Below are 17,958 nucleotides of genomic sequence, written 5' to 3'. Positions count from 1 at the left end.
GTTATGAATATAAGGAAATTGATTTTTGAAGGAGAAGGTGTATCTCTGGACTTTAAAAAAACCATTACCAGTTGCGAAAAAATTGCCCGCACAATGGTATCATTCGCTAATAATAAAGGTGGCCGTTTGCTGATTGGCGTTGCCGACGATGGTACTATTAAAGGCGTAAAAGCCGAAGACGAAGAAAGGTACATGATAACCCGTGCCGCACATTTATTTGCCAAACCCGCGCTCGACCCCATATTTGAAGAGGTTTATTTTGACGATAAACTGGTACTGGTTGTAGAAATTAAGCCAAGCGAAGATAAACCCCACTCTGCCCTTGCCGAAGACGGTAAATGGTGGGTTTACATCCGCGTAAAAGATAAAAGCATACTGGCCAGTAAAATAGTGGTTGACGTGCTCAAACGATCAAACAAAAGCGATGGCGTTTTAATTGAATATTCCGACAAGGAACAAGCATTGCTTAAATACCTTGATACCAATCCGCGCATTAACATTAAGGAATACTGCGAGTTATCAAAAATAAGCCGCCGCGGAGCTCAAAAAATTGTGGTTAACCTTGCACTCTCGGGCGTGATTAAAATACATACTACTGAGAAGGAAGAGTGGTATACGGCGTGTTAAAAGGTTGATTATTGGGTTGGCTCATCATGCTTCCAACCCACTCACTCCTCCCGATATAACGAACTTCATCATATCGCCCGCACCTTTATCAATATGTTTTACTTTACTGGCAGGTATAATAATCACCTGGCCGGCAAAGGAGTATGAGTATGGAAAGTAAACCGCTACATCGCCCGGCAGGCCCATTAGGCTAAGATCCTTTTGCATCAAAAAGCCAACTTTTTTCAGGCCAAATTCATTAACTTCAACCAATACGGCTTCGTTAAACTTTTTCTCGTCGCCTACAAAGGCTTCGGTAATATCTTTGATGGACGAATACAGAAAGGCAAACAAAGGCACGCGGTTTATCCAGCGGTTAAACCAGTTTTTAATGGGTTGCGTAATAACATTGGTAACAATAACCCCTGCCACCAAAATAATAACCACTACCGACAAAATACCCAACCCTGGTATGTAAATAGGTTTTCCACTTTTATCAACCAGTATAACACTACTGATATTCAAAGCGTTATCAATACTCGAAATAGCCCAGAATATTAAAAAAAATGCAGCACCCAGAGGCACTACAATTAATAATCCTTTTACAAAATAATTAAGCAGGGCCCGGGCAATTTTATTCATTTAAGTATCTCCTATTCATAAAAATAAACGCGTTTTACACGTTGCGATACATTGGTTAGTATCTCGTAAGGTATGGTATTAATTTGTTTGGCCAGTTCCTCAATTTTGTATTCTTCGTTAAAAACTATCACTTCATCGCCTTCTTTTACTTCAACGGCGCTCACATCAATCATACACATATCCATAGAGATATTGCCCACTGTGGGCACCAAAACTCCCTTTACCAGCATTTTACCAACCCCGTTGCCAAAGGCACGTAAATAACCGTCGGCATAGCCAATACGCACGGTTGCAATTTTACCGTCGTGAGGTAAGCTGCCGTTGCGGTTATAACCAATGGTTTCGCCGGCACGTATTTTTTTAACCTGCGATATGCTGGTTTTTAAAGTTGCCACGGCTTGCAGCGGGTTTACCTCGTTGTTTATAGCACCATCAATACCATATAAACCAATACCTAACCTAACCATATCAAACTGTGCTACAGGCCAGCGAGTTATGGCCGACGTATTGGCCATATGCCGCAATACTTTATATTTTAACGCTCCCTGTATTTGATGATAAGCTTTTTCAAAAGCGCGTATCTGGTTTAAAGTAAAGGTATCGTGTACTTCGGCATCGCTTGCAACCAGGTGCGAAAATACCGATTGCACCTGTATATATTTGTTGGTTTCGAGCAAGTCGCACAAAGCTTCAATCTCAAAATCTTCAAAACCTAAACGATGCATACCCGTATCTATTTTTAGGTGGATGGGGTAATCAAAAATATTTTTTAGCTGGGCAAATTTAACAAACTCATCAAGCAATGTAAAACTATAAATTTCGGGCTGTAACGTAAATTCAACCATTTTATCAAACGCCGAAGTCTCCGGATTCAGTACCATAATTGGCAAACTGATGCCGGCATTACGTAAAGCTATACCTTCGTCAATATAGGCAACGGCCAGGTAATCAACCTTGTTAAATTGCAGCATATTGGCTACCTCAAAACTGCCACTTCCATACGAAAATGCTTTAACCATTGCCATTATTTTAACGTTGGCGTTTAGCTTTGAGCGGTAAAAATTCAAATTATTTTGCAATGCATTCAGGTTTATTTCCATTACCGTTTCGTGCGCCTTTTGTACCAGTGCGTGGCTAACCCGCTCAAATTCAAAAGCCCTCGAACCTTTAATCAGGATGGTTTCATCCTCAAAATTCAAATCGGGCAGGACAGATAGCAAAGCATCCGTATCGCTAAAAAAATATTTCTGAGCGGTGCTAAATAAAGCCTGATGTGCCGATAGTGCTTTGCCGACACCTATAAATTTATCTACCTGTTTTTGCGCTACAAGTTGTGCCACCTGCTTGTATAAAACATTATGCTCTAACCCGGATTGAAAAATATCCGAAAGGATTAATGTGCGGGTTTGATGCTGGTTTTGCTGATTCAAAAAATCGAGTGCTATTTCTAACGATTGGGTGTCGGAGTTATACGAGTCGTCAATAATAGAGCAATTGTTTATCCCCTGCTTCAATTCCATCCGCATCGATACCGTTACCAGCTTCTCCAAACGGTCATCGCATATTTGTGCATCATAGCCCAGCGCCAGCATGGTTGCCCAGCAAAAAATTGCGTTTTCAACCGATGCCGCATCAATAAAGGGCACCAGGCACTCAATTTCTTTACTTTTATACGTGCCACGTAAATAGTACTTATTGGCTATAATGGTTTCGCTAAAAACGTGCAAGTCAGCCTCTCTAAAATTACGGCTCCAGCAAAAATTAGTTTTGCCAGGCACCTGGGCTTTGTATTTAATTAAGGTATCGTAATGGTAAATTACGGTTTGGCAGTTTGTAAAAAGTTTAAGCTTTTCTTCCAATTTTTGCTCGGCATTGGCAAAACCTTCATCGTGCGCCGAACCCATGTGTGTTAATACGCCAATAGTTGGCTTTATCATCGGCTCAAGCTTTTCCATTTCGCCAACTGTTGATATCCCGGCCTCAAATATACCCAGGTTATACTGTGCATCAATTTGCCAAACAGATAGTGCCACTCCAATTTGCGAGTTATAGCTTTTAGGGTTGCGTACTATTTTTTTATCGGGGCACATTAACTGGTACAACCATTCTTTAACTATGGTTTTTCCATTGCTGCCCGTAATACCAATTACCTCTAAAGCATCAAATTTGGCGCGGTGATATGCGGCCAGTTGCTGTAAGGCTGTTAATACATCGGCAACTAATAAAAAATTGGCATCCGGAAATGATTCGGCTTTTGCTGGTGGTTTTGATATTACAAAATTACGCACGCCTGCTTTATATACTTCGGGAATATAATCGTGACCATCTCGGCGGCCACTTAACGCAAAAAATAGTGATGCGCCCGGATTGTTTATTTTGCGGCTATCGGTAATTAAATTGATGACGGTTACATTGTGCGCAATTGTGCCCGTTGCGCCTGTAATTTGCTGAATATTGCTGATGGAGTATTGGTTGCCAAGCATGGTGCTAATTTCAAGATATTTATACCAATAGAAGAATTTTAACGAATTTTGGTTTAATGGAAATTGAACGTTCTGCAAAAAAAATTACCGACCCTAAAGTTGGCCTTACCAAAGCAGAGCAATACTGCGCTTACCAGGAACGCGCCCAACAAGATGTTCGTAATAAACTATACGATTGGGGTTTGTACCCGAGCGATGTGGAACAAATTATTGGCAACCTGATAGAGAACAACTTTTTAAACGAAGAACGCTTTGCCCGCGCTTATGTAAACGGGAAGTTTAACCAAAATAGCTGGGGAAGGATTAAAATTAAACAGGGCCTTAAATTTAAGCAGGTGCCCGATAAACTGATACAAAAAGCCCTGAAAGAAATTGATGGTGATGAGTATTTGAATAGGCTAACTCAAATTATTAAAAAGAAAGAAGCAACCATGAACGAGCGCGATAGTTATAAACTCCGCTATAAATTACAGCAATATGCTATGAGCCGCGGTTACGAAAGTGATTTAATTGTTGATGTTTTAAAGGCCGGATGAGGCTTATCTAAACCAGGTTAAATTGTCCTTTATTCAAAATATTAATGAACCGTAAATACTTTATTTCTTCGTTAGCCACTGCCACTGCGGCGTTATCAACCTTTGATACCTGGGCCGCACCTGCCGAAAAAGAAAATTTTAGCAACCGAAAACATAAGGTGCCCCCCTATTTAATACCTGGCGACACCATTGGCATCACCAGCCCGGCAAGTTATATTAGTCTGGCCGAAATTCAGCCCGCTGTTCAGTTAATGGAGAGTTGGGGATTTAAGGTAGAAGTTGGCACTACAGTAGGTAAAAAGGACTTTACTTATGGCGGAACAGACGATGAGCGGGCCGCAGAGTTGCAAACGATGTTGGATGACCCTAACATTAAAGCCATTATGTGCGCCCGGGGCGGTTACGGAGCTGTGCGGATAATTGACAGGCTCAATTTCCGCGCTTTTAAGTCGCGGCCAAAATGGGTAATCGGCTTTAGCGATATTACCGTTTTACACTGCCATATTAACCAAAACTTTGGTATTGCTACACTGCACTCAAAAATGTGTAACAGCTTTCCCGATGATTGGGCAAAGGCAGAGCCCGTACAGGTATCTACCATTTTATCAATAAAGCAGGCACTCACCGGGGAAAGCTTAACCTATGCCACCCCGGCATGCAGTTATAACCGAAATGGCAATGCAAAAGGTAAATTAATAGGTGGTAACCTTAGCATTATAGCAAACCTGGCGGCTACAAAATCGGATATTGAAACCAGGAACAAAATTTTGTTTCTGGAAGATACCGACGAATACCTGTATAATATTGACCGTATGTTTTGGAACCTTAAACGCAGCGGAAAGCTATCTAACCTTGCCGGGTTGGTTATTGGTGGCTTTAAAACAAAACCCGATACAACTGGCGATGAATTTGGCAAAACCATTTATCAAATTGTAACCGAAAAGGTTAAAGAGTACAATTACCCCGTTTGTTTTGATTTCCCGGTAGGGCACCAACGCAACAACTTCGCCCTTAAATGCGGCGTTGAGCATGTTTTGAATGTTGACGGTACCGGTACCATGCTTAAAGCGTTTTAACCAAAAACCTGATGTTTATTAATGATTAAAACCTAATGTGGTATTTGCACTAATTATACCACCTTTACTTGTTGTATTGATATTTATGTACCCATTACAAGGCTATATAGCCAGAGGTAAAAACCTATCTCGAAAAGGATATATGAATACTCAACAACAACCTTTATCAAAAAAACACATGCCTTGCGGATAGCAAAACAACTCTCAAGGCGTTATTTTGGGGTAAATTAGCTTTTTGCTTTTTTGAACCTTACGCGTGGTACCATTGCTATAAATTTGGTTTCGTAGGCTTTAAAAAGGGCTTCAATATCGGCGGCGCGGCTTCCGTTTTCTCTAAAAGCTCGCGATAGCGCGTTTCCCTGGGCGCGGTTCATCCCAATTAACTCGTACCAGGCATGGCTGGTTAATACTAAATTGTCAAAGGCTTCTTCAAGTACCATAAGCAACACAATTTTAATAGTTAACCATTAACTTAAAATAAAGTTTTCTATTTTAAGCGTAATTTTTTTGGTATTTCCAGTCGGGCCACTCCTATCCGGTTATCGGCCATGCCGTAATACACATCAAACGCATCGGGCTGGCCTATATCGTGCCTGCAATCTATCCCCGTTGGGAAAACAACGTTGGCAATGGCACCAATTTTTTCTTCGGGCAAAGTTGGACTTAAAATGGGTTGTGCCGAACGGTAAAGTATTTTAGATGGCTCTTTTTCGGCCAGTATCATTACACCAGCCGAGTAGGATAGTTTATCGCCTTCCAGTTGATGTACGCCATGGTAAAGTATCATCCAACCGTGCCTGGTTAATATTGGCGGTGTTCCTGCTCCTATTTTAAGCCGTTCCCAACCCGCTACCGGGGTAGCCAAGGGCCTGTTAGATACAAACTTAGGCAAGTGACGATAGAGATGGTTTGCCGATTGGAGATGCGAGTAAGAGATCCAAATACACTCGTGATGTTCTCTAATTTCGCGATCTAACGGGTAGCGAATTGTTTCCTCGGGCCTTGTGCCCGGAAAAAGCGGACGGTGCAGCATGGCCATAGCCTGCTGCCCGTGCGGGCTTTGAATTACCGTGGGAAACATGCAGGCGTCTTTGTTGTTGATGCCGTTAAATTCTATATTTTCGTAAGGCGAGTATGTTGCTAAACCCAAGCGTTCCCAATGCAATAAATCTGTCGATTGTGCCAATGCAATACGCGGCCCGTCAGGCGAGAATGCCGTATAACTCATAATGTAGTGCTTTAACGGCTCTACGTAAGTTATCCGCGGGTCTTCGCAACCGCCGCCTCCGTCTGGACGTTTTTCGTAATCAGCCTCTGGTTCAAGTGCAATTCCTGAACGCTCAACACCAACCGGATCGCCGGCTTTGTTAAATTTAACTTTGGCTATGCCAATGCGCGAATAGTTGTTTTTGGCTACCATGCGCGCAAATAAATACAAGTCGCCATTGGGCCCGCGTACCACCGCCGGGTTTAGTACACCTTCAATTTCCAGTGGGTTACCCGCTTCGGGCTCCATAATAACCCCTAAACGTTTTAATCGAAATGAGCCCATTCTTTTTCGCTTGCCTTTTCCATTTCCACTGTATAATCGCCCCGCCTTGCGGCTTTATTACATGCTGCGCGATGAAACAGCATTTGCTGGGCAACTTCAATGTTTTCATCCTTGCCTCTCCAGTATTCTAAAGCAGGTTGTTGTATTGCGCGCGAAAACGAAAATGTAAGTGCCCAGGGCATTGCCTCGTCAAACTTTTTATGCATCATATTTAACCGTTCGGAGGCCAAAACGCCAGGTTGCCCGCCCGATAAAAACGCCACTCCCGGAACAGATGCGGGCACGCAGCGCATAAAGCAATTTACAGTAGCCGTAGCAATTTCTTCGGTATTACTTTGGTAGGAGTTTTGGGTGCCGGGTAATATCATGTTAGGTTTTAATATCATCCCTCCCAAATCAACCTTGTGCTGATACAGGGCGTTAAAAACGGCATGTAACACTTCGGTAGTTACTTCCCCGCATAATTCTAACGAATGGTCGCCATCCATAATTACTTCGGGCTCTACAATAGGTACCAATCCGGCTTCCTGGCAAAGCGCCGCATAGCGTGCCAATAAATAGGCATTAGCTTTTATACAAGTGCTTGAAGGTGTATTGGCACCTATGGTAAAAACAGCGCACCACTTAGCAAACCTTGCCCCCATTTTATAGTACTCGGCTAAACGCTTGCTAAGGCCATCTAAACCTTCGGTTAATTTTTCTCCCGGGAAACCGGCCATTGGTATGGTTCCCTCATCTACTTTAATGCCGGGGATGATGCCTTTTTCCTTCAGTATATCTATAAATCTAACACCATCGGCGGTAGTTTGCCTAATGGTTTCATCAAACAATATTGCGCCATTAATACATTCTTCCAACCGGGGTGTGGTAACTATAAGTTCGCGATATTTGCGGCGGTATTCTTCGGTTTGCGGGATGCCCAGCTCTTCAAAGCGTTTGTTGCACGTGGCTGTACTTTCGTCCATTGCCAACAAACCCTTATCACCAGCCATGAGGTTCCCTGCAATAGTTTTTAGTTCAGATATATTCATTCCTTTTTAACTCCTTTTAACGGCGTATTGATATAACAACACAAAAGTTAAGTTGTTTTGGCTGCAATTGAATGATTGGTTACAAGCGTAACTAACCCGATAAAAACAACGGTTGTTGGGATATTACAAAATATATTTTGATCTGTGCCAAGGCCGATAAGCCACACGCAAATGCGCTGTCGGCATTATGAAACCGATGTTGTTATTTGTTGTAACTATTTAATTACGAATACAAACCACCGTTAACAGATAGTACCTGCCCGGTTATGTATGCAGCTTGTGCCGAAGCTAAAAAGCCTGCTGCGTGGGCCACCTCCTCTACCGTGCCGAAACGGTTTGCGGGAATTAGTTTTCTTAACTCGCGTTCATCAAGGCCTTCGGTCATATCCGTTTTTATAAAGCCGGGGGCTATGCAGTTTACGGTGATATTTTGGCGGCCAACCTCTTGTGCAAGGGCTTTTGTTGCGCCAATAACGCCGGCCTTAGCTGCCGAGTAATTGGTTTGGCCCGGTAACCCTTTAAGGCCGGATAACGATACGATGTTGATGATACGGCCATAGCGCTGCATAAGCATATCATCTAAAACCAGGCGGGTTACGTAAAAAAAACTATCGAGGCTGGTTTTTACTACGCTATCCCATTGCTCATCTTTCATCCAAAGCATCAGGCTATCGTCCTTAATACCTGCATTGTTAACAAGTACCTCAATGTGTTTATCGGGGTTTGCAGTTATCCAGTTGCCCAGGGTTTGCTTTATCTCAACTTTGTTGGATACATCAAACTGTAACGTATCTGCGCTGCCGCCGCTATTGGTTACAGTAGAAAGTGTAACGCCGGCTTCTGTAGCATTACTTTTATAGTTGATTAAAACATGGTAGCCCATTGCCGAAAGCTTTACACAAATTGCTCTGCCAATTCCTCGCGATCCGCCGGTAACTAAAGCGCATTTCATAACAATTACGAATTAAATGAGATAGCAGCCTCGTTTACCTCCAAAAAGTTTTTTACGTTTTCGAGGTCTTTATATTTAGGCTGATCCTGAATAAATTTAGGGAATATGGCACGCATTTTATTGTACAGGTTAAGCGTATGCGGTGCCAGTTTGGTTTGGCATTCTAAATAATCAACCGCTTGCAAAAGGCTCATTAATTGTATGCTCAAAACTGCAAAGGCATTATCAATAACGCGCCCGGTCATTAAAGCGGCGTTGCAACCCATACTTACAATATCCTGGTTATCATTATTGTTAGGGATGCTGTGTACATACATAGGGAACGAAAGCGTTTGATTTTCGGCCACTGTGGATGTGGCTGTAAACTGCATGCCTTGCATGCCAAAGTTTAAGCCCAATACCCCCAAATTTAAAAACGGCGGAAACTTTTTGTTGAGCTTATCATTCATCAAATAATTTAGCTGCCGCTCGGATAGCATTGATAATTTGGTGATGGCTATTTTTAGCTTATCCATCTCGAGCGATACATAATCGCCATGGAAGTTGCCACCATGAAATACATTTTGGTTTACGTGGTCAATCACCGGGTTATCATTAACCGAGTTTAATTCGTTAACTAAAACGGTTTCGGCATTTGCTATGGTATCGTAAATTGGCCCCAAAACCTGGGTTACACAACGTAACGAATAGTACTCCTGTACCTTATCCTCAAAAACATCGTGCCCTATATTATCCGGCTGATATAAATGATCGGACCGGTTGCGGATCATTTTACTGCCTGTAAGAATATTACGCAGCATGGCAGCAATTTTATTTTGCCCCTTGTGGTGCTTAACAATATTAAGTTCGTGCGAAAAATGATCGTCATAGGCTTCAACAACCTCGTTAGTCATGGCCGACAGCATGGCTGCCCAACCCAATAACTTTTGTGCCTGTATCACATTCACCATTCCAATACCCGTCATGGCCGAAGTGCCGTTTATAATAGCCAAACCTTCGCGTACATGAATGGTGAGCGGCTTGATGCCAAGTTGGTTATAAATTTGGATAGTGGGGTATTTGCCGCCATTGTATAATACCTCGCCCTCGCCTATTAGCACTAAACCTAAGTGAGCCAGTTGAACCAAATCGCCACTGGCACCTACGCCTCCATGTTCATAAATACAGGGCGTAACGTTTTTATTGATAAGCTGTTGCAGCAATAGCACAACATCGGTATGTATGCCCGAGAACGCCTGCATCATGCTGTTAAGCCGGGCTATCATTAACGCTTTTACCAGGGTGGGCTTAAGCAAAGCCCCGTTGCCCGAGCTGTGGCTGCGGATAAGGTTATATTGGAGTTGCAGCAAATTATCTTCGCTCACTTTGTATTGCGCCATGGGGCCAAAACCGGTATTGATGCCGTAAATGAGTTTATTTGACGAAAATTGCTGCAAAAATTTAAAATTGGTATCTACCTTATTTAAAGCAGACTGGGGCAGATTAACTGATTTTCCGTTGAATACCAGGTTTGAAAAATCGGCTAAAGAAAGAACATCCTGTCCAACAGAAATCATAGGCGAATACTAAATTTTTATATTAAAACTTTGTCATCCCAATCGGGTACGGTTGGGATAACCAATATTGGGCTTAATGGGCAAATATAAACCCTCGCAAACAAATACACTAAAATATTTACCTAAACTCTTTTATCAATAAACTTGATCGCCTTTCGGCTTGCTTCCGGAAACTGCATTTTTTGTATCTCGGCCAGCGAAACGTATTTTATGCCGGGGCTTACACGCAATCGGGCTTGTAAGTAAGCACGTATTTTGCGGTCGGCGGCTTCGGTGTGTTCTGCGGGTAATAAGTGCAAAATCACCTCGTCTAAACCAATGTCGTTGCAATATACTTCAACTACAAAGTCAATCACCTCTTCAATTTCATTCAGCAAATCAAACATAGCCGGTGGGTAAAGCGTGGTGCCTTTAAACTTAATCATTTGCTTTTTACGGCCAATAATTGGCGATAAGCGCAAGGTATTGCGGCCACAGGTACAGGTGTCGTCGTCATACATGCATATATCACCGGTTTTATAACGTAGCAGTGGCATACCTTCAACGCCTAAAGTGGTAATAGTTACTTCGCCGGGCACATGGGGTAAAACTGGCTGGTTATCATCGTCTAAAAGTTCAACTATCAATAAATCGGGTTGTAAATGGCCACCTTGCCTTGCGCAGCACTCGGTAAAAGCGGTTTGCATTTCGGTTGAGGCGTAGGTTGAGTAAAGTTGTATATCCCAGGCCTCGGTTATCCTTTTTCCTAATATGTTGTATGAAAAATCGGTATTGCGGATGTTTTCGCCTATGCAAATTGCTTTTTTTACCGACGATTGATTAACATCAATGCCATGGGCATGAGCAAATTGGATTAACTTTAAAATAAACGATGGCACGCCTACAATTGCCGTTGGCTTGAGCCTTTGGATGGTTTCCCATTGCAGGGATGGTACGCCCGGGCCCAGGCGGACAATGCCTGCCCCCATTTTACGCAAACCCGAATAGTAGGCTATGCCGGCCATAAATTGCCTGTCTAAAGTAAGCATCAACTGGTAAACATCAGTAGCGGAGCCATCTGCGCACGCAAACGAATGATACTCGTTTACAGCCAGGCGATCCAGATCGTTATCTGTTAAGGCTATGGTAACCGGGCTGCCCAGCGTGCCCGATGTTGAGGCGTATTCAATAATTTTATCGCGGCTAACGCACAAAAAATCGTTATTGCGCTGCTGTAAATCTTCTTTAGTGGTAAAGGGCAGGGTGCTTAAATCGGCCAGTGTTTTGATGCTGTCAATATCAACGTTGTGTTGCTTAAATAACTGTTGGTAAAACGGCGAATTTTGCTTTAAATAAACCAGCAATTGCCGCAGCTTTTGTGTTTGGAGTGTGCTTTGGGCTGTTGGAAATGCTGTTTCGTTAAAAGTCATGCTGGTATTGATAATAAAACGGCTTGGCAATTGTTTGCCCACACAGCAAATAAACAAAAAATGCGCGAACCCGGATTTATAGAAACCGATAAATTAATTACCCAACTGATATAATTTAAAGAATGCCCATATGGCTTCGCAAGCATTTAAATTTTTACTGGTTTTGCCAATAATAAAACCGGGCAAATATTGCCAGCCGCCGGGCCAGGTGTGGCCGCCATTATTAACCGTATAGCCAATAACCTGCATACCTGTAACGGCGTTTGTATATTCTTCTTTTACAATACTGGTGCCATCTTTGGCGGTATCGGGCATGGTGGTTATTACCGGCTTGGGGTTGCAGTTATCAAGCAGAACCCATTTTTTAATAATATCGGGGTGCGAGTAAATAGATCGTCCGAAAAGATTGCCTCCTTTATAAGGCACAATAGGGTCTTTAGTGCCGTGAATAAACATGATGGGCATTGGGTATTGCGGCGCATAACCTTCGTTGGTGTTTAACGTGGCGGCAACAATGGCAACTGCTGCTATTTTATTACCGAGTTGGCAAGCTAACCTGGCCGCCATAAAGCCTCCTTTTGATATGCCTGTTACATAAATGCGGTTGGCGTTAACGTGATAATTGTAAACCAGATAAGTAATCAACTCATCAATAAATTTAACATCGTCTATCCTTTTTACGTTTTTACCATCCTGCCAACCATGCTTTGAGGCCGGGCAAACTACAATAAATCTTTCGCGATCGGCAACGGGCCTAAAATTAGCCAATCTAAACTGCCCCTTCGGGCTGGCGAAACCGCCGTGAAGCGAAATAACTACGGGCATGTTTTCGGTAGCATTATCGGGCAAATACATTGTAAAATCGCGCTTTATGCCGTTAACTTTAATTTGCTGCTCAACCAGTTGGCTTTGCGCTAATACGGGTGTAGCCTTTAATGTAAATAATAAAATAATACCCGTAGTGCATTATAAAGAAAGTTGTTCATTTCGCCAATAAATGGTATATTGTATTGACTGACAATCAATTACAAACATGAACAACTTGATTCAAAATTACACTTTTATTTTAGAAGAGTTTAGGAAACTGTCAATAAAAGAGGACTTTTATTACAAACCAGTAAGGCCAAGACTGTCTGATTTAGAGTTAATTACGTTAAATTTGACCGCTGAATATTGTGGAATAGATTCTGAATATCAGTTATTTAGAAACCTGAAAGGTACCCCGCTTGATATCTTGATCGAACGAAGTGTTTACAATAAGAGAAAAAGAAAATTGTTCCCGCACATAAATGAGGTGAGAAAAAAGCTTGTTCAGAAACTGAACGCTGTCCAGGACTGTTTCATTGTCGATTCAATGCCTTTAGAGGTATGTAAAAATGCCCGTGCAGCAAGAAGTAAAATCTGCAAAGAACAGGAATACGCTTTTCCAAACCATGGTTTTTGTGCTGCGCAAAGTTCGAGGTATTATGGATACAAACTGCATGCAGTTTGTTCAGTAGATGGTGTTTTTGAGAACTTTGACCTAAGCCCTGCTTCCGTACATGACATACATTACCTGAAAGATATACAACAACAAATGACTGATTGCGTGCTACTTGGAGACAAAGGCTATTTGTCCGCAGAGGTACAGGTCAATCTTTTTGAATCTGTAAACATTAGATTGGAAACCCCGATGAGAAACAATCAAAAGAAATTCAAACCGTATCCATACCTATTCAAAAAATCAAGGAAAAGGATTGAAACGCTATTTTCGCAACTGTGCGATCAGTTTATGATCAGAAGAAATTATGCCAAAACTTTTGAGGGGTTTAAGACAAGGACGTTAAGTAAAATAACTGCCCTGACCACCATTCAATACCTCAACAAATTTATCTTTAAAAGGAACATGAATCACATTAAAATAAATTTAGTCTGATAATGCACTACGGGTAAAATAATAGTAAATTTCATATCAATATTTAAGCACATAGTATATACTGTTAAAAAGGGCTTATGGTTTTAATTTTATTGAAGCAGTAAGCAAAAAGGCCGATAAAGCTACCGGTAACTAATTACCTCAAAAGGGGCGCCGCTTGCGGATGTGCGATGTGTTTAAACACTTAAACAAAACTTAATTGAAACATTAACAGTAGCGTGGAGTTATAATTTAGTTAAACAAAAAGCTTACGCAATGAAAACCGTTAAATTACTAATTTTTGTATTAATTGCCACTATGGCTTTTAGTGCGGGCGCACAAATTAAGTTACCGCCGCACCCGCATGGCCCACCGCCAAGGCCCAATATCCACATAGGCAAACCAAGGTGGCCCCGATTTACACGCAGACACCGGGCTGTGCATCATCGCCGTAGGGTTGTTTTACACCGGCCACCGGCACCACACCGCGTTTTACCGCCTCGGCCACCTCGCCCTTAATCAAGTATTGATAGTATTATAATGCCACAACTAATAGTAAGGGCCAGCTTTTTCCGTTAATGCATAAACCGTTTAAGGCTTAGCTAATAGCCCTAAACGGTTTTTATAATATAGTGTATTTTTTTCACTATCCCACATCGGCTTTGCTTGCCAGATAAGCCATTTGACCAAGGTGATAACTGGTGTGATTAGTACGATTTATCATAATATTGAGTTTGTTGCGGTGAGGCTCGTTGGCAAAATCGGCAGCCGATACTGCGGTGTGCCTGTCAAACCAATCGGCAACCTGCATCGTATCAATATGCTGTTCTATGCAGGCATTTATTGTTGTAAAATATCCTTTAAGCGTTTCGATTGATGGCTGTTCGAGGCCCGATTTATCCGGATTTTTCAAAAAGATCGTTTCCAATTCGGGATAAAATTTCTCGCCCCAGCCCATTATCGGCAGTAAAGCATCGCTCACCGCTATTAAATGGCCAAAAAGATAAGTGCCTGTATTGCGGCCCGGTGCCGTTTCGGTTGCTAACTGCTCGTTGCTAAGGGTGTTTACTAATTTATTAAGGCGGGCATTTTGAGTGTTCCACGCTGCAATTGTCATTTTAATAAAGAGTTCCATTTTTTATTTTATTGGGATTGATTTTAAAGCTTAAGCGGATAAGTTATTCGCTATTCAACTATACCTATGGGCAGTAAAAATGCTATTAATTAGTCCAGGTTTTTGCTTTCACGTTAAAAATGACTTACAGATTAAACCCCATTGCATTACCATTCATTTTAACCTAAGTTTAAAATACGGCAATTGCATTTTTAAAAGGACTACAATTATCGGATTAAATAACGCAACAAAAAATAACATTAAACTTACATTAGAAAGCTATTTGCAGCAATACAAAATTGATATTTAACCTTAGCTTAGTTTCGTTTAACATCCGCCAAAAAACATATATGACAACCGAACAAACCCGCCTTGCCGACCATTATGCTCAAAAAATAAACTGGCTTAAATGGGGGCCGTATTTATCGGAACGGCAATGGGGCACCGTGCGCGAAGATTATAGCGAAAACGGCGATGCCTGGAATTATATAAGCCATGATATGGCACGCAGCAAGGCGTACCGCTGGGGCGAAGAAGGACTTGCCGGAATTAGCGACGACCAGCAACTACTTTGCATGGGGTTAGCCCTATGGAACGAAAAAGACCCTATACTGAAGGAACGCCTTTTTGGCCTAACCAACCAACAGGGTAATCATGGCGAAGACGTGAAGGAGCTTTATTATTACATTGATAACACGCCCTCGCACAGCTACATGAAAATGCTGTACAAATACACACAACAGCCTTACCCGTACAGCCAATTAATTGATGAAAACCAGCGCCGTAGTAAACTCGACCCGGAATTTGAGTTGATTGATACCGGTTTGTTTGATGATAACGGTTATTTTGATGTGTTTATTGAATACGCCAAAAATAACGAAGACGATTTATTTATACAATATACCATTTGCAACCGGGGCGTAAAAGATGCCCCTATACATGTAATACCGCAATTATGGTACCGCAAAACATGGGGACTGGGCGATGATACTGCCAAGCCTTTGATGCTTTACCATGGCAATAATTGTATGATGATGCGAAGTGCCGTGCTTGGCGACTATTATTTTTACGCCGATGGAGAGGCGGAATTTTTATTTACCGATAACGAAACTAATAACGAACGGCTCTATAATTCGGCAAATAATTCGGCTTTTGTTAAAGACGGGATAAATAACCGGGTTGTAAACGGCGATACTAATGCCGTAAACCCGCAGCACGAAGGCACCAAAGCAGCTATTTGGTATCAAAAAAACGTACCTGCGCAAAGCAGCATAACTTTTAAATTACGCCTCAGTAAAAACCAGCAAAATAATGCCTTTGCCGATTTTGATGCTACACTATTGGCACGAAAAGCCGAAGCTGATGAGTTTTATAACGATAAGCAGGCGGCTATAAATAACGATGACGAAAAACTGGTTCAGCGCCAGGCCTGGGCCGGTATGCTATGGAGCAAACAGTTTTTTTTATACGATGTGAACCGCTGGATTGAAGGCGACCCCGGCCAGCCGGTGCCACCCAAAAACCGCAGGCATGGACGAAACCACCGATGGAAACACCTGATAGCCGGGGATATTATATCAATGCCGGATAAATGGGAATATCCGTGGTTTGCGGCCTGGGATCTGGCTTTCCACTGCATGTCGCTCGCGCCTATTGATCCTGGTTTTGCAAAGCAGCAGTTGGCTTTGCTGGTAAGTGCCAAATACATTCACCCAAGCGGACAATTGCCTGCTTATGAATGGGATTTTGGCGACGTTAACCCGCCTGTACACGCCATGGCAACCTGGCGCGTATTTGAGGAAGACCAAAAGGCAAAAGGCAAGGCTGATATTCAATTTTTGGAGGATGTTTTCCATAAAATGCTACTCAACTTTACCTGGTGGGTAAACCAAAAAGATAGCGAAGGCAATAATATTTTTGAGGGAGGCTTTTTGGGCCTGGATAATATAGGGGTATTTAACCGCAGTGCCCCAGTACCCGGAGGCGGCTGCCTGGAACAGGCCGACGGAACGAGCTGGATGGCCATGTATGCCCTTAATATGCTGCACATTAGTGCAGAGCTTGCCATGTTTAACCCCGTTTACGAAAACATGGCCATTAAATTTATGGAGCACTTTTTATACATAGCCGGCTCCATTGCCAATATGGGTGAAGACTCGTGGGGTTTGTGGGACGACCAGGACGGTTTTTATTACGACCTGCTACGCAAACCCGAAGGCGGGTATGACCGGCTGCGTTTACGAACCCTGGTTGGCCTGATACCCATGTTTGCCGTAATTGTGTTTGACGATAGCCGCTGGAAAAACCTGCCCAAATTACGCAACAACCTTGATAGGTTTATGCAACAACGGCCAGACCTTGTACAGTTGGTAAGTTATTGGAGAGATACCAATGGCAACGAGCAGCATTTACTATCGCTGCTGCGCGGCCACCGTATGAAACTTTTACTGCGCCGTATGCTTGATAGCAATGAGTTTTTATCGGAGTATGGAATACGTTCAATATCAAAAGTTTATGAGCAGCAGCCGTTTGATTATTGGCTTAACGGCACCGATTTTCCGGTAAGGTATAACCCCGCCGAAAGCGACACGGGCATGTTTGGCGGTAACAGCAATTGGCGCGGGCCTATTTGGATGCCTATTAATTACCTGCTCATCCAATCGTTATACATGTTTTATAACTATTATGGTAACGATTTTAAGGTTGAATACCCTACCGGATCAAATCAATACTTTTCGCTGGCCGAAATTGCGGGCTTTTTGAGCAAGCGTATAAAATCAATTTTTTTAAAGAACGAAAGCGGCGAGCGGCCTGTATTTGGCGGCCATCCAAAGCTAAACCACGACCCTCATTTTAAGGATTATATTTTATTTCACGAGTATTTTAATGGCGATAACGGCAAAGGCTTAGGCGCAAGCCACCAAACCGGTTGGACAGGTTTGGTGGCTTTGCTGTAGAATTTAAAATGATAACCTGGACTATTGGGGTTTGGTATATTGCTTAATTCGCCCGTATAGAGGCACGAAGCAATCTTTGCGCAGGACAAACGGACCCACAAAGCCGTTCTGTATAGCTTAGAAATTGCTTCGTGCCTCGCAATGGTGATG

General features: G+C 42.5%; 15 protein-coding genes. 5 read left to right on the top strand and 10 right to left on the bottom strand.

Annotated features, from left to right (window positions below):
- The first annotated feature begins 3 nt into the window (after window positions 1-3).
- A complete protein-coding gene (locus BDD43_RS19720) occupies window positions 4-627 on the top strand; it encodes an AlbA family DNA-binding domain-containing protein (RefSeq protein ID WP_121199287.1) in 624 nt (207 codons plus the stop codon).
- A 24-nt stretch (window positions 628-651) separates the two neighbouring features.
- Here the strand turns inward: BDD43_RS19720 and BDD43_RS19715 are convergent, their stop codons facing one another.
- Window positions 652-1,248, bottom strand: a complete 597-nt coding sequence (locus BDD43_RS19715; RefSeq protein WP_121199286.1) for a DUF502 domain-containing protein — start codon at window positions 1,246-1,248, stop codon at window positions 652-654.
- Between the two features lie 11 nt (window positions 1,249-1,259).
- Window positions 1,260-3,731 (bottom strand): bifunctional UDP-N-acetylmuramoyl-tripeptide:D-alanyl-D-alanine ligase/alanine racemase, encoded by a 2,472-nt coding sequence (locus tag BDD43_RS19710; protein ID WP_121199285.1) that lies wholly within the window; start codon window positions 3,729-3,731, stop codon window positions 1,260-1,262.
- 56 nt (window positions 3,732-3,787) lie between these two features.
- On the opposite strand from BDD43_RS19710, the gene BDD43_RS19705 reads away from it, so the two are divergent.
- Window positions 3,788-4,267: a regulatory protein RecX gene (locus BDD43_RS19705; protein ID WP_121199284.1), complete on the top strand. Its 480-nt coding sequence runs from the start codon at window positions 3,788-3,790 to the stop codon at window positions 4,265-4,267.
- Window positions 4,268-4,311: 44 nt separating this feature from the next.
- Window positions 4,312-5,343: a S66 peptidase family protein gene (locus BDD43_RS19700; protein WP_121199283.1), complete on the top strand. Its 1,032-nt coding sequence runs from the start codon at window positions 4,312-4,314 to the stop codon at window positions 5,341-5,343.
- A 227-nt stretch (window positions 5,344-5,570) separates the two neighbouring features.
- Here the strand turns inward: BDD43_RS19700 and BDD43_RS19695 are convergent, their stop codons facing one another.
- The 7 genes from BDD43_RS19695 to BDD43_RS19665 form a co-directional block, all read right to left on the bottom strand.
- On the bottom strand, window positions 5,571-5,783 hold the full coding sequence (locus BDD43_RS19695) for a hypothetical protein (RefSeq protein WP_121199282.1): 213 nt from the start codon (window positions 5,781-5,783) through the stop codon (window positions 5,571-5,573).
- A gap of 47 nt (window positions 5,784-5,830) precedes the next feature.
- Window positions 5,831-6,895, bottom strand: coding sequence for a glycoside hydrolase family 130 protein (locus tag BDD43_RS19690; protein WP_121199281.1), 1,065 nt, complete (start codon window positions 6,893-6,895; stop codon window positions 5,831-5,833).
- A complete protein-coding gene (locus tag BDD43_RS19685) occupies window positions 6,877-7,926 on the bottom strand; it encodes a class I fructose-bisphosphate aldolase (RefSeq protein WP_121199280.1) in 1,050 nt (349 codons plus the stop codon). The genes BDD43_RS19690 and BDD43_RS19685 overlap by 19 nt, the downstream gene beginning before the upstream one ends.
- A 223-nt stretch (window positions 7,927-8,149) precedes the next feature.
- Window positions 8,150-8,878: a 3-oxoacyl-ACP reductase FabG gene (gene fabG, locus BDD43_RS19680; RefSeq protein ID WP_121199279.1), complete on the bottom strand. Its 729-nt coding sequence runs from the start codon at window positions 8,876-8,878 to the stop codon at window positions 8,150-8,152.
- Between the two features lie 5 nt (window positions 8,879-8,883).
- A complete protein-coding gene (locus tag BDD43_RS19675; RefSeq protein ID WP_121199278.1) occupies window positions 8,884-10,434 on the bottom strand; it encodes an HAL/PAL/TAL family ammonia-lyase in 1,551 nt (516 codons plus the stop codon).
- Between the two features lie 122 nt (window positions 10,435-10,556).
- The gene (locus tag BDD43_RS19670; protein WP_121202048.1) at window positions 10,557-11,843 is read right to left on the bottom strand and encodes a phenylacetate--CoA ligase family protein; all 1,287 of its coding nucleotides are present in this window, start codon (window positions 11,841-11,843) and stop codon (window positions 10,557-10,559) included.
- A 93-nt stretch (window positions 11,844-11,936) separates the two neighbouring features.
- A complete protein-coding gene (locus BDD43_RS19665) occupies window positions 11,937-12,716 on the bottom strand; it encodes an alpha/beta hydrolase family esterase (RefSeq protein WP_262707455.1) in 780 nt (259 codons plus the stop codon).
- Window positions 12,717-12,876: 160 nt separating this feature from the next.
- On the opposite strand from BDD43_RS19665, the gene BDD43_RS19660 reads away from it, so the two are divergent.
- Window positions 12,877-13,758, top strand: a complete 882-nt coding sequence (locus BDD43_RS19660) for an IS982 family transposase (protein WP_121196630.1) — start codon at window positions 12,877-12,879, stop codon at window positions 13,756-13,758.
- Window positions 13,759-14,383: 625 nt separating this feature from the next.
- Here BDD43_RS19660 and BDD43_RS19655 read toward each other — a convergent pair.
- Window positions 14,384-14,872 (bottom strand): DinB family protein, encoded by a 489-nt coding sequence (locus tag BDD43_RS19655; protein WP_121199276.1) that lies wholly within the window; start codon window positions 14,870-14,872, stop codon window positions 14,384-14,386.
- Window positions 14,873-15,201: 329 nt separating this feature from the next.
- Here BDD43_RS19655 and BDD43_RS19645 point away from each other — a divergent pair, with 329 nt between their 5' ends.
- Window positions 15,202-17,808, top strand: a complete 2,607-nt coding sequence (locus BDD43_RS19645) for an MGH1-like glycoside hydrolase domain-containing protein (RefSeq protein ID WP_121202047.1) — start codon at window positions 15,202-15,204, stop codon at window positions 17,806-17,808.
- The last annotated feature ends 150 nt before the right edge of the window (window positions 17,809-17,958 follow it).

Origin of the sequence: Mucilaginibacter gracilis (assembly GCF_003633615.1) — a bacterium.
GTDB lineage: Bacteria > Bacteroidota > Bacteroidia > Sphingobacteriales > Sphingobacteriaceae > Mucilaginibacter > Mucilaginibacter gracilis.
The sequence above is the reverse complement of the archived record's forward strand: the minus strand, read 5'-3'. Positions and strand labels throughout refer to the sequence as shown.

Excerpts from the sequence above, each read along its gene's own strand:
- BDD43_RS19710 (WP_121199285.1), bottom strand. The coding sequence starts at position 3,731 with ATGCTTGGCAACCAATACTCCATCAGCAATATTCAGCAAATTACAGGC.
- BDD43_RS19720 (WP_121199287.1), top strand. The coding sequence starts at position 4 with ATGAATATAAGGAAATTGATTTTTGAAGGAGAAGGTGTATCTCTGGAC.
- BDD43_RS19695 (WP_121199282.1), bottom strand. The coding sequence starts at position 5,783 with ATGGTACTTGAAGAAGCCTTTGACAATTTAGTATTAACCAGCCATGCC.
- BDD43_RS19715 (WP_121199286.1), bottom strand. The coding sequence starts at position 1,248 with ATGAATAAAATTGCCCGGGCCCTGCTTAATTATTTTGTAAAAGGATTA.
- BDD43_RS19690 (WP_121199281.1), bottom strand. The coding sequence starts at position 6,895 with ATGGGCTCATTTCGATTAAAACGTTTAGGGGTTATTATGGAGCCCGAA.
- BDD43_RS19645 (WP_121202047.1), top strand. The coding sequence starts at position 15,202 with ATGACAACCGAACAAACCCGCCTTGCCGACCATTATGCTCAAAAAATA.
- BDD43_RS19685 (WP_121199280.1), bottom strand. The coding sequence starts at position 7,926 with ATGAATATATCTGAACTAAAAACTATTGCAGGGAACCTCATGGCTGGT.
- BDD43_RS19670 (WP_121202048.1), bottom strand. The coding sequence starts at position 11,843 with ATGACTTTTAACGAAACAGCATTTCCAACAGCCCAAAGCACACTCCAA.
- BDD43_RS19705 (WP_121199284.1), top strand. The coding sequence starts at position 3,788 with ATGGAAATTGAACGTTCTGCAAAAAAAATTACCGACCCTAAAGTTGGC.
- BDD43_RS19660 (WP_121196630.1), top strand. The coding sequence starts at position 12,877 with ATGAACAACTTGATTCAAAATTACACTTTTATTTTAGAAGAGTTTAGG.
- fabG (WP_121199279.1), bottom strand. The coding sequence starts at position 8,878 with ATGAAATGCGCTTTAGTTACCGGCGGATCGCGAGGAATTGGCAGAGCA.
- BDD43_RS19700 (WP_121199283.1), top strand. The coding sequence starts at position 4,312 with ATGAACCGTAAATACTTTATTTCTTCGTTAGCCACTGCCACTGCGGCG.
- BDD43_RS19675 (WP_121199278.1), bottom strand. The coding sequence starts at position 10,434 with ATGATTTCTGTTGGACAGGATGTTCTTTCTTTAGCCGATTTTTCAAAC.
- BDD43_RS19655 (WP_121199276.1), bottom strand. The coding sequence starts at position 14,872 with ATGGAACTCTTTATTAAAATGACAATTGCAGCGTGGAACACTCAAAAT.